The sequence below is a fragment of the Roseovarius lutimaris genome (genome assembly GCF_900115165.1).
GTDB classification, from domain to species: domain Bacteria; phylum Pseudomonadota; class Alphaproteobacteria; order Rhodobacterales; family Rhodobacteraceae; genus Roseovarius; species Roseovarius lutimaris.
Genome location: NZ_FOVP01000004.1, coordinates 188,444 through 212,761 on the forward strand (window position 1 = coordinate 188,444; position 24,318 = coordinate 212,761).

Here is a 24,318-nt window from a genome sequence, read left to right on the forward strand (position 1 = left end):
CGCGGTGTTTAATAGAGCTGGTTCACCCAGCCAATCACAAGCGACACTGTAACGATTGCCGCCGCCGTTGAAATCAGAATCGAGGCCGACACCCGCTTGGGGGCGACCCCGTAGTGTTGGGCGAGCATATAGACATTGCCCGCCACCGGAAGGCTCGCGGCGGCGATCATCACCGCCGCCGGATAGGGGGCGACCGGGAACAGAAACAGCACAGAAAAGGCCACAAAAGCCGGGTGCAGCACCAGTTTGCAGAATGAAAGCCAACCCGCCACCGTCGGTCGTTCGGCCGATTTCGAGGCCAGCGAAGCGCCAATCGCAAACAGAGCGCCCGGCGTTGCCGCGCCGCCAAGGATCGCGACAAAATCGTTCATCGGGTCCGGGATCGGCAGGCGCAGCCCCGACCACGTCAGCCCCAGAACAATCGAGACGATCATCGGGTTTTTCAGCAACCCAAGACCGACCGTGCGCAGAATACCAAGGCTCATCCGGCCATCGCGCGACCCGGTGACCAGGATCACCACGAGCGAGCCAAAGACAATGAGATCAATCGCCAGAACGATCATCACCGGGCCAATCGCCGCCTCGCCCATCAGCATGGCGAGCATCGGCACGCCAAGAAACCCGACATTGCCGATCACCGCGCATTGCGCTTCGATGGCGACCTCCTGAATGCTGATTCGACGCAACAGCGCGACCAGAGTGGCGATGCCATAGACAAACCCGGTGGCCCAAAGATAGGCCACTACGAAATTCCAATCCCAGACCTCCGCCAGTGTCAGGTTTGCCGAAAACCGGAACAGCATCGCTGAAAGCGCGAAATAGAACACGAACTTGGTAAGCCATGCCGTCGCCACCTCGGGGAAAAACCCGCTGCGCCCGGCGCCATATCCCAGCCCGATGATCAAAAAGAACGGAAGTGTTTGAAGGAATACACTTATCATGCGGGTGTGGTAGCAGGTTCCGGGGTAAGGTCAATCGGCGCTGACCCGTGGCACCTCAGACCATGGCCCGAGATCGCCCGCCGCTAACCACTGCCGATCAGGACACCGGCGGCAAAGACAAGGGCGCCGCCAAGTACCACCTGAAAGGCCGCGCGGAAAAACGGGGTGTCCATGAATTTGTTCTGGATCCAGGCAATCGCCCAGAGCTCGATAAAGACGACGACAAAGGCGACAATCGTTGCGGTCCAGAAATCCGGGATCAGATAGGGCAAGGCGTGGCCAAGCCCGCCAACCATCGTCATGATCCCCGAGGCAAAGCCGCGTTTGACTGGGCTGCCACGCCCCGAGAGTTCGCCATCGTCACTGGCGGCCTCGGTAAAGCCCATCGAAATGCCCGCGCCGACACTCGCCGCGAGGCCGACCAGAAAGGTGGTCCAGGTGTCTTGCGTGGCAAAGGCAGTGGCGAAGATCGGCGCCAGCGTCGACACGGACCCATCCATCAGGCCGGCAAGCCCCGGTTGCACCCATGTCAGAAGAAAGGTGCGATGCGAGGTGCGCTCTTCGGCGGCCAGGGCGTCATCGTCCAGATGCTCGGCCTCAAGTTCGCCGGCACGGGCCTGATGACCGGCCTCGGCGGCGGCGAGATTGCCCAGCAATTTGCGGGTGTCGGCATCGCTCGTGCGTTGCGCGGCCTTGATATAGAACGCCTCGGCGTCGCGCTCCATGCCTTCGGCCTCGGCGCGGATACGCTCGATCCCGAGGTTTTCGACAAGCCAGACAGGACGGCGGGCATAAAACCCGGCCACATGTTCGCGCCGGATAAGCGGGATCACGTCCCCAAATCGTTGGCTGTGAAGGTCGATCAGGCGTTGGCGGTGATCATCCTCTTCGGCGGCCATGCCATCGAATACCTTGGCGGTGTCGGGATACTCGGCGCGCAGCAACTCGCCATAGCTGCGATAAATACGCGCGTCGTCTTCCTCGGACGAAATGGCAAGCGCCAGAATTTCCTGTTCTGACAAATCCTTGAAACGACGACGAGACTGGATGCCGGGAATCATGACGACCTCTTAGATTAGAATGGTTCTAATTTATTCTAGACACTCACCGCTTCAAGCGCAAAGTGTCGGGGTGTCGCGCATTATATAAACTAATCGGTTCATTTTCTGCTTGAAAAGTAAACTGAATAGTTTAGATAGATAACTGAACCAAGTAGTTCAGTTTGGAGAATGACATGAAACAGATCGTTACCGCAATCGCCCTCTCACTGTCTCTTGCCGCCTCGCCTGTCCTGGCCTTTGGCATTAACATGAGCACGCTCACACCGGATCTGACCTATCCCGATCCCGCGCCCGAACCGGTGACCCAAGGCAATAGCGGCATCAATAAATGACCGCCGCAGATCACAGGCCATCGCGTGCCCGCGAGGATGGCCTGTGACTTCCACGGCTTTGCGCGGATGGGCTTGCGATCCGATGCTCTGCACGACTAGACTGGCGCCATATCGGGAGGGGTTGCATGTCGGCAATGGCCGCAGAAATCAAAAAAGGACGCAAGTTTGACCAGGTGCTCGAAGGGGCACGGCACGTCTTTCTGCGTGACGGATTTGAGGGCGCAAGCGTTGATGACATCGCCCGCGAGGCACAGGTGTCAAAAGCCACGCTTTACAGCTATTTCCCGGACAAGCGCCTGTTGTTTTCTGAGGTGGCACGGATTGAATGCAACCGCCAGTCCGAAGAGGCGCTGCGGGAATTTGACCTGAACGCCCCCTGCGCCGTCACCCTGCGTGATATTGCGGATCGTATCGTGCGGTTCTTCCTGTCGGATTTCGGCATGCAGGTTTACCGGATTACCGTCTCTGAATCGCACCGCTTTCCCGAACTCGGCAAACGGTTTTACACCTCTGGACCAGAGTTGTTGCGCGAGCGGCTTGGCATGGTCATGGGGCATTACGTGAAAACCGGCGCGCTTAAAATCGACGATATGGATCTTGCCGCAGAGCAATTCTGCGAGCTGTGCAAATGCGATATTTTCGTGCGTTGCCTTTGTGGCCTGTGCAAGGCCCCGCAAGAGGCCGACATTGACCGGGTTGTCACCGGCGTGGTCGATATGGTGATGGCGCGTTACGGCGCCTGAGCAACCAGATAAACCAAGCACAAAAGCAAAGGGCACCCGGTTGAGGGCGCCCCTTGGCAATCCGTCATGGCAGCCAGACCTTAGCCCGGGCTAAGCCCGCGCAGGCGCTCGGAACGGCGGCGCAGGTATTCCAGCGTGGTCAACAGACAGATCGAGATCACCACAAGAATGGTCGCCACCGCAAGAATGGTCGGGCTGATCTGTTCGCGCAGGCCGGTAAACATCCGCCAGGGCAATGTCTGTTGATTGGCCGAACCGACGAAAAGCACCACGACCACCTCGTCAAACGAGGTGATAAAGGCGAACAGCCCGCCCGAGATCACGCCGGGCAGGATAAGCGGCATCTGCACCCGAAAGAACGTGGTCAAAGGATCGGCGCCCATATTGGCCGCCGCCCGCGTAAGCGAGCGATCAAAACCCACAAGTGTGGCGGTCACGGTGATGATCACGAAGGGAATACCAAGCGCCGCATGCGCCAGAACAACGCCCATATAGGTGCCCTGAAGGCCAACGCGGCTATAGAAAAAGTACATGCCCGCCGCCGAAATGATCAGCGGAACGATCATCGGCGAAATCAGGATCGCCATGATCGCCCGACGGAACGGCACGTGCGGCTGGCTCAGGCCAATCGCGGCCAGGGTGCCAAAGCCCACCGACAGGATCGTTGCCATCGGCGCGATGGACAGCGAGTTGCGCAGCGCCTGCTGCCAGCCGCTAGAGGTAAAGAAATCCTGATAATGCTTAAGGCTGTAACCAGCCGGATCAAAACGCAACATCTCAGGGGTGAAGGTAAAGAAGTTCTGCGCGTTGAAACTGAGTGGGATGACCACAAGAATGGGCGTGATCAAAAAGATAAAGATCGCGCCGCAAATAACCCGGAAAGTATAATGCCAAAGCACCTGACCGGATGTCAGATAGGGCGCAAGGTTGGCCCGATACCGGCCTTCGCCGATCCAGAAGATAAACCAGGAAAAGAACCAGCCGAACAACCCGCCAAGCACCAAACCCGGCAGCCCCGCAACCAGCCAGCCAATCACCACAAAGAGGGCGATCATGGCCTTGCGGGTGGTCTTTTCCATGCCAAGACCAAAAACCTTGAGGGCGACAAAGCCGAGCGCCATCAAGGCAATCGCGCCAATCACGACCCCCATCAGGCCAGAGCCATGCGCCGTGCCGACAAACAGCCCGACAAAGGCTCCCGCCGCACCGATCACCGGCAAGGCGAAGGACAGGGGTTTGGTTTCAACCGGTGTAAGAGTGAATCCGCTCATTTTTCTTTACCCCAGCTTCACGTTGTCGATGCCGACGATCTTGTCGTAGGCGTAATAGAGAACCATCACCACCGCGAGCAGGATAGAGCCCAAAGCAGCCCCTAGGCCCCAGTTAAGCGATGTCGAAATGTGATAGGCAATCCGGTTCGAAATGAACGTCCCGGTCGTGCCGCCGACGATTTCAGGCGTGATGTAATAGCCGATCGCAAGGATGAAGACGAGGATGCTGCCCGCGCCGATCCCCGGCACCGATTGCGGGAAATAAACCCGCCAGAACGCTGTCCAGTTATTCGCGCCAAGCGATTTGGCCGCGCGCAGATAGGTCTGCGGGATGGTCTGCATCACCGAATACATCGGCAGGATCATGAATGGCAAAAGGATATGCGTCATCGCCACGATGGTACCGAACTGGTTGTTGATCATCACCAGCCGGCTTTCATCGGCGACAAGGCCAAGCCAGACCAGCACATCGTTGATCACCCCCTGCTGTTGCAGCATGATTTTCCACGCACTAGTGCGCACCAAGAGTGAAGTCCAGAACGGCAGCAGAACAAGGATCATCAAAAGGTTGGCCGAGCGTGCCGGCAGGTTCGACATGATCCAGGCAACCGGATAGCCAAGTGCGATACAGCTAAATGTGATCACCATCGACATGAACATCGTGCGCTTGAACAGGATGCCATAGATCCGCTCGTCATCCGCCCGCAGGGCGATGCCATCAGTGGTTTTTTCCATGTCGATGGCATTGAGGAAATAGCCGGTGGTATAGGGCGGCGAATAGGTTTTGATCACCTCCCAATATTCGGTGCGAAGCCAGTCTTCGTTGCTTTCGACCAGGGCCGCCTTCAGATCGACCGGCGGCAATGTGTCGGCCTGAGCCGCGAGATCGCGCAGCTCCTGGGCGCCGGGCCCTTGATAGCCTGCCAATGCGGCCATTGTGGCGGGCTCGCGCAGATCAAGCAGAAGCGCCGGATAGACGGCCTCCCACGGGTCTTCCTCGGCCACGACATCTTCGTCCATAAAGACGGTGAAGGCGGCAAAAGCGGTATAGGCCCGCGTGGCGTTCGGCAGGATCTTGTAAATCTCGGCGCCCGGCACAAAGCCGATATCGCCTTTGAATGTCTTGGATTCGAGCCCCTCAAGACGCCCGATCTGGTTCGACAAAAGCGTTTCGTTGCCTTCGGCCCCCTGGCCTCCAGACATCATGTCATACCAGAAGGCGCCCTCGCCAAAGGCGGGATTCACCTTTTCGATGGCCTTCTGATAGACCTTGCCGATATTGTCGACATCACGACCCGTAGTCCGGAACATTGAGGAAATGCCGCTTTCCTCATAGTTCAGACGCGACCCGAGCTTGGTGTGTTCCTTGCCTTCAGCCGCAAGAAAGAGATCAAAGTAAAGCGCGCGATAGACAGAGTCTGCGGGGGTGCCCTCGCCGTCCCAATCGCGCAATTCTTCCACCGTCATCGGCAGGGTTCTGCCAACGATCTGGTTTTCGACCGAGCGAAACAACATATCCGCAATGGGCGCAATGAACGTCAAAAGCACAAAGATCAGCAGGGGCGCGATAAGCGCCAGTGCCCGCAGTTTCTGTGCTCGAAGTGCGCGGCGCAGGCTGCGTTTCAGCGGCGTGCCATCCGCGGCAAGAACCGGGCCGGTATGGGTGGTATCGCTCATGTCATCCCCGTCGGACAGTGGTGTTTATTATAGACCGGGTCTTTTGCCCGGCGTTGGGTGGAAGGGGCCAACCGGCCCCTTCCTGTTGTGATCGCAAGGCTTATTGGGCCAGCCACGCCTGGAATTTTGCATTCAGATCGTCGCGGTTATCTGCCCACCATTCGTAGTCATAGATATGGACGTTGCCGGCATTGGCCGGATCGGTCGGCATATGCGGTGCCATGTCGATGCCCAGATCTGCGTGCTTGCCAACCAGCGACGCCGAGGAATCACGGGCCGGGCCATACGAGATGTAAGCGGCCTGATCAGCAAGACGCTGGGTGTCGGTTGCAAACTTGAGGAAGTCCATCACGCGCGCCTTGCGGTCTGCGGGCAGACCGGCGGGAACGATCCAGCCGTCAAGGTCGAAAGACTGCATGTCCCACATCATCGCAATCGGCTGATTCTGTTCGGCAATCGCCGAGAACAGACGACCGTTATAGGTCGAGCCCATGAACACTTCGCCATCAGCCAGAAGCTGGGGCGTTTCGGCACCGGCGGACCACCAGACAACCTGATCCTTGATGGTGCCGAGCTTGGCAAGCGCCTGATTAACACCGGCATCCGTACCCAGTGTGGGATAGATGTCGTCTTTGGCTACGCCATCGCAGTAGAGAGCCCATTCCAAGTTGTCGATCGGGCGCTTTTGCAGCGCCCGCTTGCCGGGATATTTGGCAAGATCGAACACGTCACAGATGCTGCTCGGGGGTTCAACGCCCTCGGGCAGCAGATCGGTACGATAGCCGAATGTGGTCGAGTAAACGATTTGCGGCACGAAGCAATCACTGACAAGCAGATCGCCAAAGTCGTCGCTGGCAGAGGTGCCATCGGGCGCGGCGGCCAGAACTTCGTCGTGATCGAGTTCCATCGCCAGGCCTTCGTCGCACAGACGCATGGAGTCTGATGCAACCGCGTCGACCAGATCCCAGGTGACATTGCCGGCCTCGTTCATCGCGCGCAGCTTGGCAACGGCCTCGGCCGAGCTTTCGTCCCAAGTAATGGTCACGCCGGGGTTGGCGGCAAGGTAAGGTTCGGCGTAAGCCTTTACCTGACTGGCCTGATAGGCGCCGCCCCATGACACAAGCGTCATGCTGTCGGCCATATCCTGTGCGGTCACGGCTGTGCCCGCTGCTACGGTCAGAGCCGTTGTCGCGAGCAAAGTTTTCGTGAGTTTCATAAACATACTCCCAGTTTATTAGTCGTCCCGTTTTTGGTGTATCGGCCCCCGCGTTACGGGTGAAACGTCCAAGGGCCTCACTCAACCCGCGCCACGCCCCTCAGGTCGCCGCGCGAATAGCACTATGCCTAAGTCGCATCCAGCGCTCGGCAATCTTCTGCAAGCCAGCCAATTTCGATCATCTCGCCCGGTTTGAGGCGGCGTTGATCGGGGGCGTTGCGGGTCTTGATGATGAAATCGTCACGCCCGGCCACCTTAAGGCGCGTGCGGAAGATATCTCCCATATAGATAAACTCGGCCACTTCGGCCTTGAGTGTGTGGGCATCCGGGCTCAGGCGGTCGCGGTTGAATTCAACCCGCTCGGGGCGGATCGAAATCAGCGTGCGGTCGCCTGCCTTTTCAACGTTCACCGGCGTGGCATCAATCACGTCGCCATTGTCGAGCTTCACAAGAGCAAGGCCATCCTTGATTTCCTGGACGGTGCCGGCAAGTGTGTTGTTCTCACCGATGAACTGCGCCACGAAACTGTTTTGCGGGCTTTCATAAAGCTCGTCGGGCGGGGCCAGCTGTTGAATGCGGCCATCGTTGAACACGGCAACCCGGTCTGACATGGTCAGCGCCTCGGTCTGGTCGTGGGTCACATAGACCGTGGTAATCCCAAGCTCATGCGCCAGGTGGGTGATCTCGAATTGCATCTTCTCGCGCAGCTGTTTGTCAAGCGCGCCAAGCGGTTCGTCCATCAAGACCAGCTCGGGCTCGAACACCAGTGCGCGGGCAAGCGCGACACGCTGTTGCTGACCACCCGAGAGCTGTGCCGGACGGCGCCCGCCAAAGGCGCCCATCTCGACCATCTCAAGCGCGCGCTTGACCTTGGCCTCGCGGTCCGACTTGCCGATCTTGCGCACCTCAAGCGGAAAGCTGAGGTTCTCGGCAATCGTCATATGCGGGAAAAGGGCGTAGTTCTGAAACACCATGCCGATGCCGCGTTTATGCGGCGGGATGTTGTTGATGCTGATGCCATCAAGCTTGATTTCACCATGGGTCGCCGTTTCAAACCCGGCCAGCATCATAAGGCAGGTGGTTTTGCCAGACCCGGATGGCCCGAGCATTGTCAGAAATTCACCCTTGGGCAAGGAAAGGTTCAGATCCTTGACGACCAAAGTCTCGCCGTCATAGCTCTTTTGTACGCGTTCAAAAGCAACGAACGCATCGTTGTTCCCGGTATTGGCCAAGTTCGGCTCCCTGTTTTTATTTCGCGGAGTCCCCCGCGTTTAAACGAAACTAAAACGACAATTGTCCCTTGTTGCAACCCGATTGCGCCACTTTTTTCCGGAATCCGACAAGCGCAGGTCAAAACGACTGTATATGCGTCAAGAAAAGACGATTTTCCCGTCGTTCGTCGACATTCGGCCAGGGCGCGCACAGCTTTAGCGCGAACCCCGACCGTTTTTGGCAAGAGACTTAGCCTAGCCCAGAACCGTTTTGACGGCCTTGGCGGTCTTTTGAACCACCTCGTCGGCCTCGGCACGAGTCAGACAGAAGGGCGGCGCAAAGCCAAGGATGTCGCCCTGTGGCATTGCACGCGCAATCACCGCGTCGGCCCCAAGAGCGGCGGCGATCTGTGGCCCGACCTTGTCGGCGGCATCAAAGAAGCTGCGGCTGTCACGGTCTTTCACGAACTCGACCGCACAAAGCATGCCCTCGCCACGAACCTCGCCAACATTGGCATGATCGCCAAGTGCCTCGGTCATGGTCTTGTTGAGATAGCTGCCCACATCACGGTTATTCGCAATCAGGTCCAGCTCATCCAGAAGCTTGAGGTTGGCAACGCCGGCCGCCGCACCGATCGGATGTGCCGAATAGGTCCAGCCGTGGCCGATCGGGCCGTTTTCGTCGGTGCCCTGCTCAAGCACTTTCCACATCTTTTCACCGACAATCGACCCCGACAGCGGCGCATAGGCCGATGTCAGACCCTTGGCGATGGTGATAAGGTCGGCCTCAAGTCCGTAATGCTCGGACCCGAACATCGTGCCTAGACGGCCAAAACCGGTGACAACCTCGTCCACGACCAGCAGGATATCGTGCTTTTTCAATACTTTCTGGATCGCGGTCCAATAGCCGACGGGCGGCGGTACAATGCCCCCGGTGCCCAGAACCGGCTCGCCGATAAAGGCGGCGATGGTATCGGCGCCTTCGCGTTCGATCAGCGCCTCAAGCTCGGCCACGCAATGCGCGGTGAACTGTTCCTCGGACTGATCAAGATCGGCGCGGCGGAAATAATAGGGCGCCTCGGTGTGCACCACCTGCGCCAGCGGCAGGTCGAATTTCTTGTGAAACAGCTCTAGCCCGGTCAGCGAGCCGGTCACAAGACCCGAGCCGTGATAGCCACGCCAGCGGCTGATGATCTTTTTCTTTTCGGGCCGGCCGAGGATGTTGTTGTAATACCAGATCAGCTTGACGTTGGTCTCATTGGCATCCGAGCCGCTCTGGCCGAAATAAACCTTGGACATATTGGCCGGGGCGCGGTCCAGGATCATCTTGGACAGGGTAATGCTCGCCTCGGTGCCATGGCCGACGTAGGCATGGTAATAGGCAAGCTCTTTGGCCTGCGCGGCGATGGCGTCGGCGATATCCTGACGGCCATAGCCGACATTGACACAGTAGAGCCCGGCGAAGGCATCCAGCATCTTGTTGCCGTCACGATCCTCGATATGGCAATTGGTGCCGGTCTTGATCACTCGATGCGTAAGCTCTCCGCGTGCGAATTGCGCCAGATGGGTTGAAGGGTGGAAAAAGTTGTCGCGATCCCACTCCGCAAGTTGGTCGTTTCTCAGCATGTTTGTTCCTTTCGATTTTTCGTGTCGGGAGCCGGAAATTTTTAAAATTTCCGGACAAAAATCTTTTCAAGATTTTGGTGTGGCTAGGCCCAGTCGCGGCAAACGTATTTGATTTCCATAAATTCTTCCATCCCGCGACGCGCCCCTTCGCGGCCAAGCCCGGATTGCTTGACCCCACCAAAGGGAATCGGCGCGCCGGTCACTTTGGTGCGATTGACCGCCACCATCCCGAATTGAAGCGCCCGCGTCATCCGATAAATGCGGCGCGGATCAAGGCTGTGCAGATAGGCAATCAACCCGTATTCGGTGGCATTGGCGCGCGCGATGACCTCGTCTTCGGTGTCAAAGGGCGTGATCGCCGCCACCGGGCCAAAGGTCTCGTCGCGCATGATCGCGGCCCCGTCAGGCACATCGGTGAGCACCGTCGGCTGATAGAAAAGCGGCCCCAGAGCGTCGCGCTTTCCGCCACAGCCAAGCTTCGCTCCGTGATCAAGCGCGTCTTTGACGTGCTCTTCCTGTTTTCGCACGGCGGCCTCGTTCATCAAGGGGCCGATATCGGGATCATCCATGCCGATCCCCAGGGTCAGGGCTTTGGTCGCCGCGATGAAGCGCGCGCAAAACGCGTCATAGATCGCACGTTCGACATAGATTCGGTTGGCGCCAAGGCAATCCTGTCCGGATGTGGCGAACTTTGCCTTGATGGTCTCTTCAACGGCGCTGTCGATATCAGAACCCTTGAACACGATCACCGGCGCATGGCCGCCAAGCTCCATCACAAGCTTTTTCACCGTGCCCGCGCATTGGCGATACAAAAGCTGACCGATATTGGTTGATCCGGTAAAGGATAGTACGCGCACGCGGGCGTCTGTTGTCCAAGGTTCAACCACGGTCGCGGCTTTGCCGGTGACCACGTTGAACACCCCCGCAGGCACGCCTGCGCGTTCAGCCAGTTCGGCCAGGACAAGCGCCGAATAGGGGGTTTCGCCGCTCGGATGCGCCACCACGGTACATCCCGCCGCCATCGCCGCCGCCGCCTTGCGCGTCAGCATCGCCGCCGGGAAATTCCACGGCGTGATCAAGGCGGCAACGCCCACCGGCTCAAGCCAAAGCTCAACCTCGGCATCGGGCAGATGGCTGGTAACGCCTTCGATGTTCGGGCGCTTTGATTCCTCGGCGTAATAATCGACAAAGCTGGCGGCATAGTCGATTTCGCCGCGCGCCTCGGACAGGGGTTTGCCCTGTTCCAGCACCATGATGCGCGCCAGGTCTTCCTTGTGCTCGATCATCAGTTCGAACCACCGGCGCAGCACCGCCGAGCGGTCTTGCGGCAGGGTCATGCCCCATGTGGCAAAGGCCTCTTGTGCGCCATCAACCGCTGCGCGCGCCTGCGCCGCGCCCAGACTTGCCACCTGGCCAAGCAAGGCACCATCGGCCGGGTTGGTCACGGCCAGCGTGTCATTATTGCCCCCAGCCACCCATTTGCCGTTTACATAGGAAAAATGCCGCACAAGGCGGGTGTCGGTGATCCCGTGACGGGTCCAGTTTGCTGAATCAGACATACTCTGCCCTCCTTTGAGCCAAAGAATGCGCTGAAACGGCAAGCAACTGCGACTGAAGTAGGGCGAGCTTGCAGAATAATCATCTGATTGGAGGCCATTAAAAAGGAGAATCACCCGGAAAACATATCCAGCGGCGGTAGGCGCGGCGATTTCACCGGTTTGGTCACGATATAGGTGAAATACCGCGCCAGACCGATCCGCGCCTCTAACATGGTGTCAATCAGGCGCTGATAGGCGTCGATATCGCGGGCCACGATCTGTAATAGATAGTCAAACCCGCCGCCAAGCGCCCAACAGGCCGTCACCTCGCCATAGCGCATCACGCTGGCCTCGAAGGCCTGAAAGCTGGCCGGCGTATGGTCGGCCAATTCGGCGGCAACAAAGACCGTCACATGCGGGCCCAGCTTTTTCAGGCTGATCCGCGCGTTATAGCCCTCGATAATGCCACCCTCTTCAAGACGGCGCAGCCGCTCCCAACAGGGGCTGGCCGAGAGGCCAACACGGGCGGCCAGATCGGCCTTGGTGATCCGGCCCTCATCGGCCAGAACCCGCAGAATTTTCAGATCGCGCGCATCAAGCTTCATACGTCAGGCCGAAATCACGGTGCCGGTCGTGCCGTTTTTCAGCCGCTCGAACACATGTGTCGCAATCGCCGTATCCTGCACGCCGGTGCCGGTCAGATCGGCGATGGTGATCTCGGCGTCGCTGCGCCGCCCGCGGGCGCGCCCGGTGATCACCTGGCCCAACTCTGGCGGCGTGCCTTTGTCCCAAAGACCGGCGGCAATCGCGCTGCGCAATTCGCCAAGCTTTTCGACCTGCGTGGCCCGGTCCGCCACGTAAAGATCGGCCTTGATCAAAGCCTCTGGATCAATCTCGTTCTTGCCGTCCTGATCCGACCCCATGGCCGTAATGTGCAATTCAGGGTGAAGCCATCTGGCATCCACAAGCGGTTCGCGCGCCGGCGTTGTGGTAACCACAAGCTGGCTTGCCAGAACAAGGTCGCCGGGGTGCTCGACAACGCGGGTATCACATTTCAGATCCCGCGCCAGATCATCGGCACAGGCCTGTGCCCGCGCGCCATCACGCCCCCAGACCAGCAATCGCTCGAACGGGCGCACGATATGCGCCGCCTTCATCTGAAGCCGCGCCTGAACACCGGTGCCGATCACACCCGCCGTATGCACACCATCCGGCGCCAGATGATGCGCCGCCACGGCCCCCGCCGCCGCCGTGCGCAGATCGGTGAGATAGCCATTGTCCAGAAACACTGCCTGCACCATGCCGGTCTTGGCCGAAAACAGGATCATGAGGCCATTCAGGCTTGGCAGGCCAAGCTTGGGATTGTCGAAAAACCCTGGACTGACCTTGATCGCAAAGCTGTCAAATCCGGGGATATAAGCGGTTTTCACATCCACCTCGCCGTTCACATCGGCCATGTCCATAGACATCACCGGCGGCATGATCACACCCTCCTCTGCAAGCGCGGAAAAGGCCTTTTCCACCACGCGAATGGTGTCTTTGTCCAACGTCACCAGGCCGCGCAATTCGGCCTCGGTCACAACGCGAATATCATGTGCCATATGTCACTCCGTTAAGTACTTTGTCGCCAAGGCGAATATCCTGCCCGGTCATCACGCGGGTGAACATATCCATATCCAGATTGCGGCCTGTTATTATGGTGGCAGTCGGCCCGCTTAATGTGATCTTATCGGTCAAAACGGCGGCAAGACCGACTACACAGGCGCCCTCGGCCACAATCCGATCCTCGTAATAAAGCACCTGCATGGCGCGATATATCTCTTCCTCGGTGACAAGCACGATGTCATCAAGCAGATCGCGGCACATCGCAAACGACAGCCGGTTTTGCAGACCAATCCCGCCACCAAGCGAATCGGCAAGACTTGGGTATTCTTCCACCTCGACCGGCCTGCCCGCCTTGATGCTTTGATACATCGCCGCACCACGGTCCATGGTGATGCCGGTCACCCGGATATCCGGCTTGATCGCCTTGGCGGCCATCGCCACCCCTGCGGCAAGACCGCCGCCCGAAAGCGGCACCAACAGTTGCTCAAGATCCGGACGCGCCGCCAGCATCTCAAGCCCGATGGTCGCCTGTCCGGCAATCACCAAGGGGTCGTCAAAAGGCGAGATTTCGGTTAGCCCTTCTTCGCGCACAAGACGCTCTACCTCGGCCTGAGCGTGATCCTGGCTTTGCCCGACAATGCGTACCTCGGCGCCGAGCGCTCGAATGCCGTCAACCTTGGCCTGCGGCACCAATTCAGACATGCAGATCACCGCCCGGATGCTGCGGGCCCGCGCGCCGTAGGCCACTCCGCGCCCGTGATTGCCGGTCGAACAACAGGTCACACCCGCCGCATCACCAACCCCCGCGACGGCGTTCAGCGCACCACGCAACTTGAAGGCACCGATGGGCTGCATATTCTCAAGCTTGAGCAGGAAGTCCGCACCCGCCCTCGCGCTCATGTAGGGCGAGGGCACAAGCGGCGTGTCATCCGCCACCCCCCGGACCACCTTGGCCGCAGCATAGACATCGGCCAGCACGGGCTGCATCACTCTCTCCTTTTTCGGGTCAGAAGTACCTTGGGTCAGGCCATAGCCTAACGTCAACCACGATTGGGCCGGTTTCCTAAAAACGACATTTGGTGGCGTATTTCTTGGGGCAACACTGCGCTAAACCCCCAAAATGGCGGTGAAACTTAGCTGACGGACAATACCATGATCGAAAAAGACCTGCCGTTTTCAACGCAAGAATACCAACGCCGCCTGGCCAAGACCCGCATCGCGATGGAGGGCAAGAACCTTGATGCGCTTTATGTCAGCGATCCGTCAAACCAGAACTGGTTGACGGGCTATGATGGCTGGTCGTTCTATGTCCATCAGGGCGTTATCGTCCTGCCCGAAGCAGATCCGATCTGGTGGGGGCGCAATCAGGATGCCAATGGCGGCGTGCGCACGGTCTGGATGACCGACGACCGCGTGATGGGTTATGCCGACAATTACGTCCAATCAATCGACCGCCACCCGATGCAGGATCTGGCGGAACGCCTTACCGGGATGGGCCTTGCCGACAAACGCATCGGCGTTGAGATGGACAATTATTATTTCTCGGCCAAGGCGATGGAAGTGTTGCGCACAGAATTGCCAGACGCCACCTTTATTGATGCTACCGCCCTTGTGAACTGGCAACGCACGATCAAATCCGAAGAAGAGCTGGCGTTTATCCGCAAGGCCGCTGCGATCTCGGAAAAGATCGTCGATGGCCTGATAGAGCGGGTCGAACCGGGCGTGCCGAAGAATGAGATCGTCGCCGAAATCTTTCGCGACGGAATTCGCGGTGTCGAGGGCGCCTGGGGCGACTATCCCGCAATCGTGCCGCTCTTGCCGTCAGGCTCTGACGCTGCTGCACCCCACCTGACATGGAACGGGCGCGAATTTGCGGCCGGTGAGGCGACCTTCTTTGAAATCTCGGGCTGCTATCGCCGCTATCACGCCCCGCTCTGTCGCACGCTCTTTCTTGGCAAACCGCCACAGTTCCTGCTTGATGCCGAAAAAGCCCTTGTCGAGGGGCTGGAGGCAGGGCTTGAAGCGGCGAAATCCGGCAACCGCGCCTGTGATGTCGCCAATGCACTTGCCGCGCCGCTGGAACGCGCAGGGATCGAACGCGGCGCGCGCTGCGGTTATCCCATCGGTTTGAGCTATCCACCCGACTGGGGCGAGCGCACGATCTCTTTGCGATCCGAGGATGAAACCGTGCTGGAACCCGGCATGACCTTCCACTTCATGCCAGGTCTCTGGATGTCGGATTGGGGTCTGGAAATCACCGAATCCATCCTGATCAAAGAGACAGGCCCGGCCGAACCCTTTTGCAACCGCCCGCGCAAGATGTTCGTCAAAGACTAAGCCACTGGCTTGGCAGGATAGAACGGGAGCCTCCGGCGGGGATATTTGGAGCCAGAAGAAATGAGGCAGTCTATCCGTTTCTTCTGGCCGAAAATATCCCGGGGAGTGTGAGGGGCAGCGCCCCTCATCCCTGCAACCTGTGCGGCGAAGCTGCGCTATTTTGAAAGACGACGAGGGTTAACTGGCCGCTTTCATAAGGCCATCTTCCTTGAGTTTGACAGCCGCCTGATCAAGCGACGCCCAGGCGCGCTCGGCAAGGGTGTCGATTTCATCTTTCGTGATCACCAAAGGTGGCGAAACGATCATGCGGTCGCCGACATGACGCATCACCAGATTATTTGCGAAACAGCGCTCGCGACAAATATAGCCCGCCGTGCCCGCATCCGCCGCAAACGTGGCACGGCTTTCCTTATGCGGGGTAAGCGCAAGAGAGCCCATCATGCCGACGATACGTGCCTCACCCACCAACGGATGATCGGCCAGTGCCCGCCATTTTTCCTGCAAATAAGGCCCAGTATCCTGGGCCACACGCTCGACGATCTTTTCTTCTTCCAGAATGCGCAAATTCTCAAGCGCCACGGCACAAGACACCGGATGGCCGGAATAGGTATAGCCGTGATTGAATTCGCAGTCGTTCATCACCTCGGCGATCTTGTCGCTGACGATGGAGCCGCCGATCGGCGCATAGCCAGAACTGAGGCCCTTGGCGATGGTCATGATATCGGGGCGGATGTTAAGGGTCTGGCTGCCAAACCAGTTTCCGGTACGGCCAAACCCACAAATCACCTCGTCCGCGATCAGAAGGACGCCGTATTTGTTACAGATTCGCTGAATCTCGGGCCAATAGCTATCGGGCGGAATGATCACGCCACCGGCCCCCTGGATCGGCTCGGCGATAAAGGCGGCGACGTGGTGTGCGCCAAGCTCTTCGATCTTTTCTTCAAGTTGCCGCGCGCGGGCGAGGCCGAACTCTTCGGGATCGCTATCGCCGCCCTCTGCATACCAATAGGGCTGATCAATATGGTGAATATCGGGGATTGGCATGCCACCCTGCGCATGCATGCCCGACATGCCGCCCAAGCTGCCACTGCCAATGCTTGAGCCGTGATAGGCGTTCTTGCGAGAGATGATCACGTTGCGCTCTGGCTGGCCCATCTCGGCCCAATAGGTGCGAACCATGCGAATGTTGGTATCATTCGCCTCCGAGCCGGACCCGGCATAGAACACCTGGTTCAGATCGCCCGGCGCCAGCTCGGCGAGCTTGGCAGAAAGCGCGATCACAGGCACATGGGTGGTCTGAAAGAAGGTGTTGTAGTACGGAAGCTCGCGCATCTGCCGTGCCGCCACCTCGGCCAGTTCGTCGCGACCATAGCCGATATTGACACACCACAGGCCACCCATCGCATCAAGGATGTGATTGCCTTCGCTATCGGTCAGCGTCACGCCCTTGGCGCGGGTGATAATCCGTGCGCCTTTTTGCTCAAGCTCGTTGTTATGAGTAAAGGGATGCATGTGATGCGCGGCATCAAGCGCCTGTAGTTCGGCCGTGGGCATGTGATTGGTGATCGCCGTCATGTTGCTACCTTTCGCGGATCAGGGTCATGCTGGCGCCAGGGCCAGCCTTTGCCCCAGAATATGATCAAATTATCCGCTGTCAATCGAATCAGCGCAAAGCGCCCGATTGCTCCAATGATTGGCGCACTTGCTCCATTCCCTGAATGACATCCTCTCGGATGGCCCGCGCCGCGGCCTCTGCATCGCGGGCCTGCATTGCCTCTAGCATCGCCTTGTGCTTGTCCGGCAAATTCTGGGTGCCCATGCGCCCGCAAACCACCCGAAGTGACGGCCCAAACCGAAGCCAGAGCCCATCGGCCATACGTGCCAGAATCGGGGCCTCGGCAATCTCGTAGAGACGCCTGTGAAAGCGATAGTTCAGCTCAAGATATGCCCGTAAATCGCCGCAAGCGATGGCGATATCCAACTCGTCATCCAATGCGCGCAGATGGTCCAGATCGTTCAGGCTTGCGCGCTCTGTGGCGCGCAGGGCAAGATGTGGGTCAACCCATTGCCGTGCAAAGATTAATTCGCTTATGTTATCGGTGCTTAACAAGGGCACGCTGACCCGCCTGTTGCCTTGAAATTCAAGCGCCCCTTCGGCGATCAGGCGGCGCAATGCCTCGCGCACCGGGGTCATGCCGGCGTCAAGCCGTTCTGACAGGCCCTGAATGGTCACCGCCTGGCCCGGCGCGAGATCGCCAAACAGCACCAGATCGCGCAGCTGGCGATAGATCACCTCATGCGCGGGTAGCCGGGGCATCTCGACGTCTGGAGTGCTCAAATTTTGTGCGGTTGTCGTCATCTGTCGCGCGTCCAAATCATGGCTTTCAATGTCTGTCCTTGCGAGTTTAACGGCTGCATGAAAACATTACCATATTGCCATGAGCGGAAATATTTGATCAAATCCGCGACAAGGCAGACGACGTGCCGATCAACGGGAGAACATAATGCGACATCTTATCACGACCACCACCGCCGCTCTGGCCCTTGGTGCAATGGCCGCCTCAGCCGAGGAGGTGCGGGTCTACAATTGGTCCGACTATATCGACGAAGCCCTGCTTGAGAAATTCGAGACCGAAACCGGCCTTGATCTTATCTATGACGTCTTTGACAGCAACGAGGTTCTGGAAACCAAGATGCTGGCCGGCGGGTCGGGCTATGACGTGGTTGTGCCCTCGGGCACCTTCCTGCAACGCCAGATCACGGCCGGCGCGTTCCAGAAGCTTGACATGGACAAGCTGCCGAACCACGGCAACATGTGGGACGTGGTCAGCAGCCGGACCGAGCAATACGACCCGGATAACGCCCATTCGATCAACTATATGTGGGGCACCACGGGCATCGGTGCGAACGTTGGCAAGGTCAAGGAATTGCTCGGTGACGATGCGCCGCTTGATAGTCTTGAACTGGTGCTCAACCCCGAGAACATGAAAAAGCTGGGCGAATGTGGCGTGCATTTCCTGGATGCCCCCGCCGAAATGATTCCAATGGTTCTCAAGTACATCGGCGAAGACCCCGATAGCCATGACCCAGAGGTCATTGCCAAGACAGAGCCGGTCTTTATGGCAATCCGTCCCTATATCCAGAAATTCCACAGCTCGGAATATATCAACGGTCTGGCCAATGGCGATATCTGCGTCGCGGTCGGCTGGTCCGGGGATATCCTTCAGGCGCGTGATCGTGCCGCCGAGGCCGATAATGGTGTGGAAATCGTCTATCACGCCGCGAAAGAGGGCGCGCAGATGTGGTTTGACCAGATGGCGATCCCGGTCGATGCCCCCAACCCCGATGGCGCGCATGTGTTCCTGAACTTCATCATGGATGCGCAGAACATGGCGGATGCGTCGAACTATGTCTATTACGCCAATGGCAACAAGGCCTCGCAAGAGTACCTTGTCGAGGATGTGATCGGCGACCCGGCGATCTATCCCGATGCCGCGACCTTGGACAATCTGTTCACCACTACCCCTTTCGACCCCAAGGTTCAGCGCGTCGTCACCCGCCTTTGGACCAAGATCAAGTCAGGTACCTGATCTCGGAAATACAGCCCGCGCACCTTCGTTGCGCGGGCTTTTTTGACACCCTTGCCGGGAGCACCGATGAGCCAGACCGTTTTCGAGCCGTGGAACGATCCGCAGGCCAAGCCGCTGATCCAGTTCAAGAACGTCACCAAGCGTTTCGGCGATTTCACCGCGATCGACAATCAAACCTTCGATATCTATGAAAAGGAATTCTTTGCCCTTCTTGGCCCGTCCGGCTGTGGTAAAACCACGATGATGCGGATGCTGGCCGGGTTTGAGGCCCCCACCGAAGGTACGATCCTTTTGGCGGGGCAGGATATCGCGCCGATCCCGCCGAACAAGCGGGCGGTCAACATGATGTTCCAATCCTACGCCTTGTTCCCGCATCTTTCGATCTGGGAAAACATCGCGTTTGGCCTGAAGCGTGACGGTAAATCCAAGGATGAGATCGCCGCGCGCGTCGCCGAGATGCTTAAACTCACCCGGCTTGAGAGATTTGCCAACCGCAAACCGCACCAAATTTCCGGCGGTCAGCGCCAGCGTGTCGCGCTTGCGCGCAGCCTTGCCAAGGCGCCCAAGCTTTTGCTTCTGGACGAACCGCTTGGCGCGCTTGATGCCAAGCTTCGACAGGACACCCAGTTCGAGTTGATGGATATTCAGGAAACCACCGGCACCACCTTTGTGATCGTGACCCACGATCAGGAAGAGGCGATGACCGTCGCCAGCCGCGTGGCGGTAATGGATGATGGCAAGATCGTTCAGGCCGACACACCGGCGCGCATTTATGAAATGCCCAATTCGGTCTATGTGGCCGACTTTATCGGCGAGGTCACAATCATAAGCGGGACCGCCCGGCGCGGCGACGGCGCCTATGAGGTCAGTTTTGCCGAGGGCCAGCCGACGCTCTTTGCCGAATCCGACACCGAGTTTGCCAATGGCCAGGAATGCCATCTGGCAATCCGACCTGAAAAAGTCTCTATCACGGCGGAAAAGCCAAGTGACCGGCGCAATGCGCTTGAAGGAAGTATCCTTGATATCGCTTATCTTGGTAACCTTTCCACCTATCACGTCGAGCTGGCAGGTGGTCAGATTGTCAAGGCGCAGACCGCCAATACCCGGCGATTGTCACGGCGCGATTTTACCTGGGAAGATCGGGTTTGGCTGTCCTGGACGGACACCGCCGGAATCTTGTTGAAAGGGTGATGTGATGCGCAGGTTTGTCCTTATCGCCCTGCCCTATGCCTGGTTGCTGGCGCTGTTTCTGGTGCCGTTCATCATCGTTCTCAAGATCAGCCTGAGCGATATCAAACTGGCGATTCCGCCCTATACGCCGACGCTTGATTTCACTGAGGGCTGGACCGGGATCAAGGCGTTCTTTAGCGCGCTTGATTTTGAAAACTTCACCTTCCTGACCACTGATGACCTTTATTGGAAGGCCTATGTTTCCTCGCTCAAGATCGCGTTTATCGCGACCGCGCTTACCCTGTTTGTCGGCTATCCGATCGCCTATGGCATGGCCAACGCACCCGACCATTGGCGGCCCACCCTGATGATGCTGGTGATCCTGCCGTTCTGGACCAGCTTTCTGATCCGGGTCTATTCCTGGATGGGGATTTTATCGACCGAGGGCTATCTGAACCAGTTTCTGCTGGGTTTGGGTCTGATGTCAGAGCCGCTGACCATCCTCAACACACCGACAGCGGTCTATATCGGTATCGTTTACACCTATCTGCCCTTCATGATCCTGCCGATTTATTCCGCGCTTGAGCGGATGGATGCATCGCTTCTTGAGGCGGCCGAAGATCTGGGATGTTCGCGCCTCAAGGCATTCTGGCTTATCACTGTTCCGCTGTCGAAAACCGGCATTATCGCGGGGTGTTTTCTGGTCTTCATCCCCACCATCGGCGAATTTGTGATTCCCTCGCTCTTGGGCGGTTCACGGACCCTGATGATCGGCAAGGTGCTCTGGGAAGAATTCTTCAACAACCGCGACTGGCCGGTGGCCGGCGCCGTTGCGGTGGTCTTGCTGTTGATCCTGATCGTCCCGATCGTGCTGTTTCAGCGCAACGAGCAAAAACAACGGGAGTTGGAAGGATGAGACGCCTGACAGGGTTCAACGTTATCTCGCTTACGCTTGGGTTTGCGTTTCTTTACCTGCCGATGATCATCCTGATCACCTATAGCTTTAATTCGTCCAAGCTTGTCACGGTCTGGGCCGGTTTTTCGACCAAATGGTATGGCGAACTATTGCAAAACGAGGCGTTTCTGGATGCCGCATGGGTCACGGTTCAGGTGGCCGTTGTCAGCTCGACCATCGCAACCGTGCTTGGCACCATGGCCGCACTTGTGCTTGTGCGTGCCGGGCGGTTTCCGGGGCGAACCCTGTTTTCCGGCATGATCTACGCACCATTGGTGATGCCCGAAGTGATCACCGGCCTGTCACTCTTGCTGTTGTTCATCGGCATCGGTCTTGATCGCGGCATATTCACCATCATTCTGGCGCATACGACGTTTTCGATGTGCTTTGTTTCGGTCGTCGTGTCCTCACGTCTTATGACATTCGACGAATCACTCGAAGAGGCGGCGCTTGATCTTGGATGTTCGTCGTTTCAGGCGTTTCGTCTGGTGACTTTGCCGATCATTGCGCCTGCGGTGATCTCGGGCTGGCTCTTGGCCTTTACCCTGTCGCTGGACGATCTGGTGATTGCAAGTTTTACCGCCGGCCCCTCATCCACCACCCTGCCGATCAAGATCTGGTCATCAATCCGGTTGGGCGTCAGCCCCGAGATCAACGCGCTATCGACCATCATGATCGCTATCGTCGCTGTCGGGGTGATCACCGCATCGCTGATCACCAAACGCGCGAGCCTGCGGCAACAGGCAGATGAGCGGGCAGCAGTGCGCGCATGAGCCGGATTTATCCTGCGTATACTTACGGAAACGGCCCCCGATCCCGGTACTTTTGGGCCGAAACAGTGTCTGTTCCCGATTTTCCACAGACGATGGACAAGATCACCTGCGACGTGGCCATCATCGGCGCCGGGTTTACCGGGCTGTCGGCCGCGTTGCGTCTGGCGAAAGCGGGTAATGATGTCTGTGTGTTTGAGGCCGAAACCCCCGGCTGGGGCGCGTCGGGGCGCAATGGCGGGTTTTGCTGTCTTGGTGGATCTGCGGCCTCTGATGCGATGCTGCGCAAGCTTTATGGCGAAGAGGCGCGGCGCGAATACCGCCGATCCGAAGCCGAGGCCGCTCGCTTTACGCAGACCTTGATCAAAGAGCATGACATCGCCGCAGACATCCACTCGGACGGCGAAACACTTTTGGCGCATACACCCAAAGCCGCAGCAAGTTTTGCCGAGCGTGCAAAAGGGATTGCGGCCGATTATGGCGTGACACCAACCCTGACAAGCGGCTCTGATCTGCCCCAGAAGGGCATGAAAGGCCCGTTCTACGCGGCTCTGACAACACCCATCGGCGTGGCGTTGAATCCGCTTAAATATGCGCTTGGGCTGGCCGATGCGGCGGTGTGCGCAGGCGCGCGCATCTTCGTAAACTCTGCCGTTACCAGGATCGAACAGCCAAACGGGTTTCGCCTTAGCACGCCAAAAGCGCAGATCACTGCAAAACGCCTTATCGTCGCCACCAATGGCTATTCTTCGGATGACCTGCCTGATTGGATGCGGTCACGCTATTTACCGACACAATCGAATGTCATCGTGACCCGCCCGCTTGGCGAAGATGAAATCGCCGAGCAAGGCTGGTCGAGCCATCAGATGTGCTATGATGATCGGTTTTTCCTTCACTATTTCCGCCTTATGCCTGACAAACGGATGCTGTTTGGCATGCGTGGTGGCCTGTTCAGCTCACCTAGGTTCGATGCCCGCATGCACCGCACCATTCGGCGGCATTTCGAGACGATGTTCCCGGCCTGGCGGCATGTTGAAAGCCCCCATAGCTGGAACGGTCTGCTTAGTCTTGCGCCCGATTTGACGCCCTATGCGGGGCCGATTGCGGATATGCCCGGCGCGTTCACCGCACTGTCGTTTCACGGCAATGGCGTGGCGATGGGCACCTACGCGGGCGCGTTGCTCGCGGATCTGGCACAGGGCAAAGCGCCCGAGCATCTCTATCCCAAGATCATGCAGGCCGCGCCGCGCCGCTGGCCACTTGGCCGCCTTCGCCGCGCCATGCTCTGGCCGCCCTATGCCTTGGCAACGGTGATGGGGGGTTAGACCCTATTCCGGCGTACGGGCCGCGCGGGTCTTGTTGCGCCTGATGCCAAGCTGGCGCTCGCGCAGGATGATCAGACAGCCGGCCAGGATCACCAAAGCCGCCCCGGACAGCATCGCGCCGGTCGGCACCTCGTCAAAGACGAAATAGCCAATCGAAAGCGCGAACAGGATCGAGGCATAATCAAACGGCGCAACCACGCTGGCATCGGCAAAGCGATAAGAGGATGTCAGGAAAATCTGCCCCAATCCCCCCAGGATGCCAGCCGTCACCAAAAGGCCGAATTCAGGCCCCGATGGCAGGGTCCAGCCAAACGGAATGGTCAATAGCGACAAGGCGGTCGAGGTGATCGAAAAATAGAACACGATCGCGCTGGTTTCTTCGGTCTGGACCAGTTTGCGCACGTAAATCTGGGCCAGTGCCGCACAGATCGCACCGGTAAGCACCACCATCGCGCCCACCGCCTGCGCGGTTTCAACCATCGGCCCGCTCAACGCACTCAGACGCGGGGCAAGAACGATGAGAACCCCGACAAGGCCAATGGCGACCGCCCCAATCCGGTAAACGCCGACCTGTTCATTGAGAAACATGGCGGCAAAAACCACCACCAAAAGCGGCGCGGCATAGCTGATCGCCGTCACCTCTGGCAAGGGCAACAGGCCGAGGCCGGCAAAGCTCATTCCCATGGCGGCGGTGCCGACAAAGCCACGCCAGAAATGCCCGATCGGCGAGGCCACCTTGAGCCCGGTGCGCAAATCGCCACGCCAGGCAAGCCAGATCAGGATCACCGGAATGGCAAAGGCCGAGCGGAAAAACACCGCCTCGCCCGGCGGCACATGCCCCGAGGCCGCCTTGATCAGCGCGGACATCGTAATGAACAGGGTCACTGAAACAAGTTTAAGCGCGATGCCGGTCAAGGGCCGCATGGGTTTGTTCCTTCGCGCCTGTGATC

The 24,318-nt window shown here is 58.5% G+C and carries 22 protein-coding genes; 8 read left to right on the forward strand and 14 right to left on the reverse strand.

All coding sequences use genetic code 11. From position 1 onward, the window contains the following. Positions 1–8: 8 nt before the first annotated feature. Together BMZ91_RS05145 and mbfA are read right to left on the reverse strand one after the other, a co-directional pair. A complete protein-coding gene (locus BMZ91_RS05145; protein WP_092835432.1) occupies positions 9–941 on the reverse strand; it encodes an AEC family transporter in 933 nt (310 codons plus the stop codon). An 83-nt stretch (positions 942–1,024) separates the two neighbouring features. Beyond that, positions 1,025–2,002 carry an iron exporter MbfA gene (gene mbfA, locus BMZ91_RS05150; RefSeq protein ID WP_092835434.1) on the reverse strand — a complete coding sequence of 326 codons (978 nt, stop codon included), beginning with the start codon at positions 2,000–2,002 and terminating at the stop codon, positions 1,025–1,027. Between the two features lie 173 nt (positions 2,003–2,175). Between mbfA and BMZ91_RS21375 the strand changes: the two genes are divergently transcribed. Together BMZ91_RS21375 and BMZ91_RS05155 are read left to right on the forward strand one after the other, a co-directional pair. Continuing rightward, the gene (locus tag BMZ91_RS21375) at positions 2,176–2,334 is read left to right on the forward strand and encodes a hypothetical protein (protein WP_177193787.1); all 159 of its coding nucleotides are present in this window, start codon (positions 2,176–2,178) and stop codon (positions 2,332–2,334) included. A gap of 125 nt (positions 2,335–2,459) precedes the next feature. After that, the gene (locus BMZ91_RS05155) at positions 2,460–3,077 is read left to right on the forward strand and encodes a TetR/AcrR family transcriptional regulator (protein ID WP_092835436.1); all 618 of its coding nucleotides are present in this window, start codon (positions 2,460–2,462) and stop codon (positions 3,075–3,077) included. An 80-nt stretch (positions 3,078–3,157) separates the two neighbouring features. Here the strand turns inward: BMZ91_RS05155 and BMZ91_RS05160 are convergent, their stop codons facing one another. The 9 genes from BMZ91_RS05160 to eutB form a co-directional block, all read right to left on the reverse strand. Then, entirely contained in the window at positions 3,158–4,348 is a 1,191-nt protein-coding gene (locus tag BMZ91_RS05160; RefSeq protein ID WP_092835438.1) for an ABC transporter permease, read from the reverse strand. Positions 4,349–4,354: 6 nt separating this feature from the next. Then, positions 4,355–6,025 carry an ABC transporter permease gene (locus BMZ91_RS05165; protein ID WP_092835440.1) on the reverse strand — a complete coding sequence of 557 codons (1,671 nt, stop codon included), beginning with the start codon at positions 6,023–6,025 and terminating at the stop codon, positions 4,355–4,357. Between the two features lie 100 nt (positions 6,026–6,125). After that, positions 6,126–7,241 (reverse strand): extracellular solute-binding protein, encoded by a 1,116-nt coding sequence (locus BMZ91_RS05170; protein WP_425441548.1) that lies wholly within the window; start codon positions 7,239–7,241, stop codon positions 6,126–6,128. 128 nt (positions 7,242–7,369) lie between these two features. After that, positions 7,370–8,473: an ABC transporter ATP-binding protein gene (locus BMZ91_RS05175; RefSeq protein WP_092835444.1), complete on the reverse strand. Its 1,104-nt coding sequence runs from the start codon at positions 8,471–8,473 to the stop codon at positions 7,370–7,372. 234 nt (positions 8,474–8,707) lie between these two features. Continuing rightward, the gene (locus BMZ91_RS05180) at positions 8,708–10,078 is read right to left on the reverse strand and encodes an aspartate aminotransferase family protein (RefSeq protein WP_092835446.1); all 1,371 of its coding nucleotides are present in this window, start codon (positions 10,076–10,078) and stop codon (positions 8,708–8,710) included. A gap of 83 nt (positions 10,079–10,161) precedes the next feature. Continuing rightward, positions 10,162–11,637: an NAD-dependent succinate-semialdehyde dehydrogenase gene (locus BMZ91_RS05185; protein WP_092835448.1), complete on the reverse strand. Its 1,476-nt coding sequence runs from the start codon at positions 11,635–11,637 to the stop codon at positions 10,162–10,164. 110 nt (positions 11,638–11,747) lie between these two features. Further along, on the reverse strand, positions 11,748–12,221 hold the full coding sequence (locus BMZ91_RS05190; RefSeq protein WP_092835450.1) for an Lrp/AsnC family transcriptional regulator: 474 nt from the start codon (positions 12,219–12,221) through the stop codon (positions 11,748–11,750). A gap of 3 nt (positions 12,222–12,224) precedes the next feature. After that, positions 12,225–13,217, reverse strand: coding sequence for a cyclodeaminase (locus BMZ91_RS05195; RefSeq protein ID WP_092835452.1), 993 nt, complete (start codon positions 13,215–13,217; stop codon positions 12,225–12,227). Beyond that, a complete protein-coding gene (eutB, locus tag BMZ91_RS05200) occupies positions 13,207–14,208 on the reverse strand; it encodes a hydroxyectoine utilization dehydratase EutB (RefSeq protein WP_092835454.1) in 1,002 nt (333 codons plus the stop codon). The genes BMZ91_RS05195 and eutB overlap by 11 nt, the downstream gene beginning before the upstream one ends. A gap of 165 nt (positions 14,209–14,373) precedes the next feature. On the opposite strand from eutB, the gene BMZ91_RS05205 reads away from it, so the two are divergent. Continuing rightward, a complete protein-coding gene (locus tag BMZ91_RS05205; RefSeq protein ID WP_092835456.1) occupies positions 14,374–15,558 on the forward strand; it encodes a M24 family metallopeptidase in 1,185 nt (394 codons plus the stop codon). Between the two features lie 177 nt (positions 15,559–15,735). On the opposite strand, the gene BMZ91_RS05210 is transcribed toward BMZ91_RS05205, so the two are convergent. Both BMZ91_RS05210 and BMZ91_RS05215 read right to left on the reverse strand, forming a co-directional pair. Next, entirely contained in the window at positions 15,736–17,133 is a 1,398-nt protein-coding gene (locus BMZ91_RS05210) for an aspartate aminotransferase family protein (RefSeq protein WP_092835458.1), read from the reverse strand. 88 nt (positions 17,134–17,221) lie between these two features. Next, positions 17,222–17,875: a GntR family transcriptional regulator gene (locus BMZ91_RS05215; protein ID WP_245736211.1), complete on the reverse strand. Its 654-nt coding sequence runs from the start codon at positions 17,873–17,875 to the stop codon at positions 17,222–17,224. A 187-nt stretch (positions 17,876–18,062) separates the two neighbouring features. On the opposite strand from BMZ91_RS05215, the gene BMZ91_RS05220 reads away from it, so the two are divergent. From BMZ91_RS05220 to BMZ91_RS05240, 5 genes are all read left to right on the forward strand, one after another. After that, positions 18,063–19,148, forward strand: coding sequence for a polyamine ABC transporter substrate-binding protein (locus tag BMZ91_RS05220; protein WP_177193792.1), 1,086 nt, complete (start codon positions 18,063–18,065; stop codon positions 19,146–19,148). Between the two features lie 66 nt (positions 19,149–19,214). Then, positions 19,215–20,339 (forward strand): ABC transporter ATP-binding protein, encoded by a 1,125-nt coding sequence (locus BMZ91_RS05225; protein WP_092835464.1) that lies wholly within the window; start codon positions 19,215–19,217, stop codon positions 20,337–20,339. A gap of 4 nt (positions 20,340–20,343) precedes the next feature. Further along, complete coding sequence (locus BMZ91_RS05230; RefSeq protein ID WP_092835466.1) at positions 20,344–21,234, forward strand: ABC transporter permease subunit; 891 nt, start codon at positions 20,344–20,346, stop codon at positions 21,232–21,234. After that, complete coding sequence (locus BMZ91_RS05235; protein WP_092835468.1) at positions 21,231–22,046, forward strand: ABC transporter permease; 816 nt, start codon at positions 21,231–21,233, stop codon at positions 22,044–22,046. The genes BMZ91_RS05230 and BMZ91_RS05235 overlap by 4 nt, the downstream gene beginning before the upstream one ends. Beyond that, a complete protein-coding gene (locus tag BMZ91_RS05240) occupies positions 22,043–23,368 on the forward strand; it encodes an NAD(P)/FAD-dependent oxidoreductase (RefSeq protein ID WP_092835470.1) in 1,326 nt (441 codons plus the stop codon). The genes BMZ91_RS05235 and BMZ91_RS05240 overlap by 4 nt, the downstream gene beginning before the upstream one ends. A gap of 3 nt (positions 23,369–23,371) precedes the next feature. Here BMZ91_RS05240 and BMZ91_RS05245 read toward each other — a convergent pair whose 3' ends face one another. After that, the gene (locus BMZ91_RS05245) at positions 23,372–24,292 is read right to left on the reverse strand and encodes a DMT family transporter (protein ID WP_092835472.1); all 921 of its coding nucleotides are present in this window, start codon (positions 24,290–24,292) and stop codon (positions 23,372–23,374) included. Between the last annotated feature and the right edge of the window lie 26 nt (positions 24,293–24,318).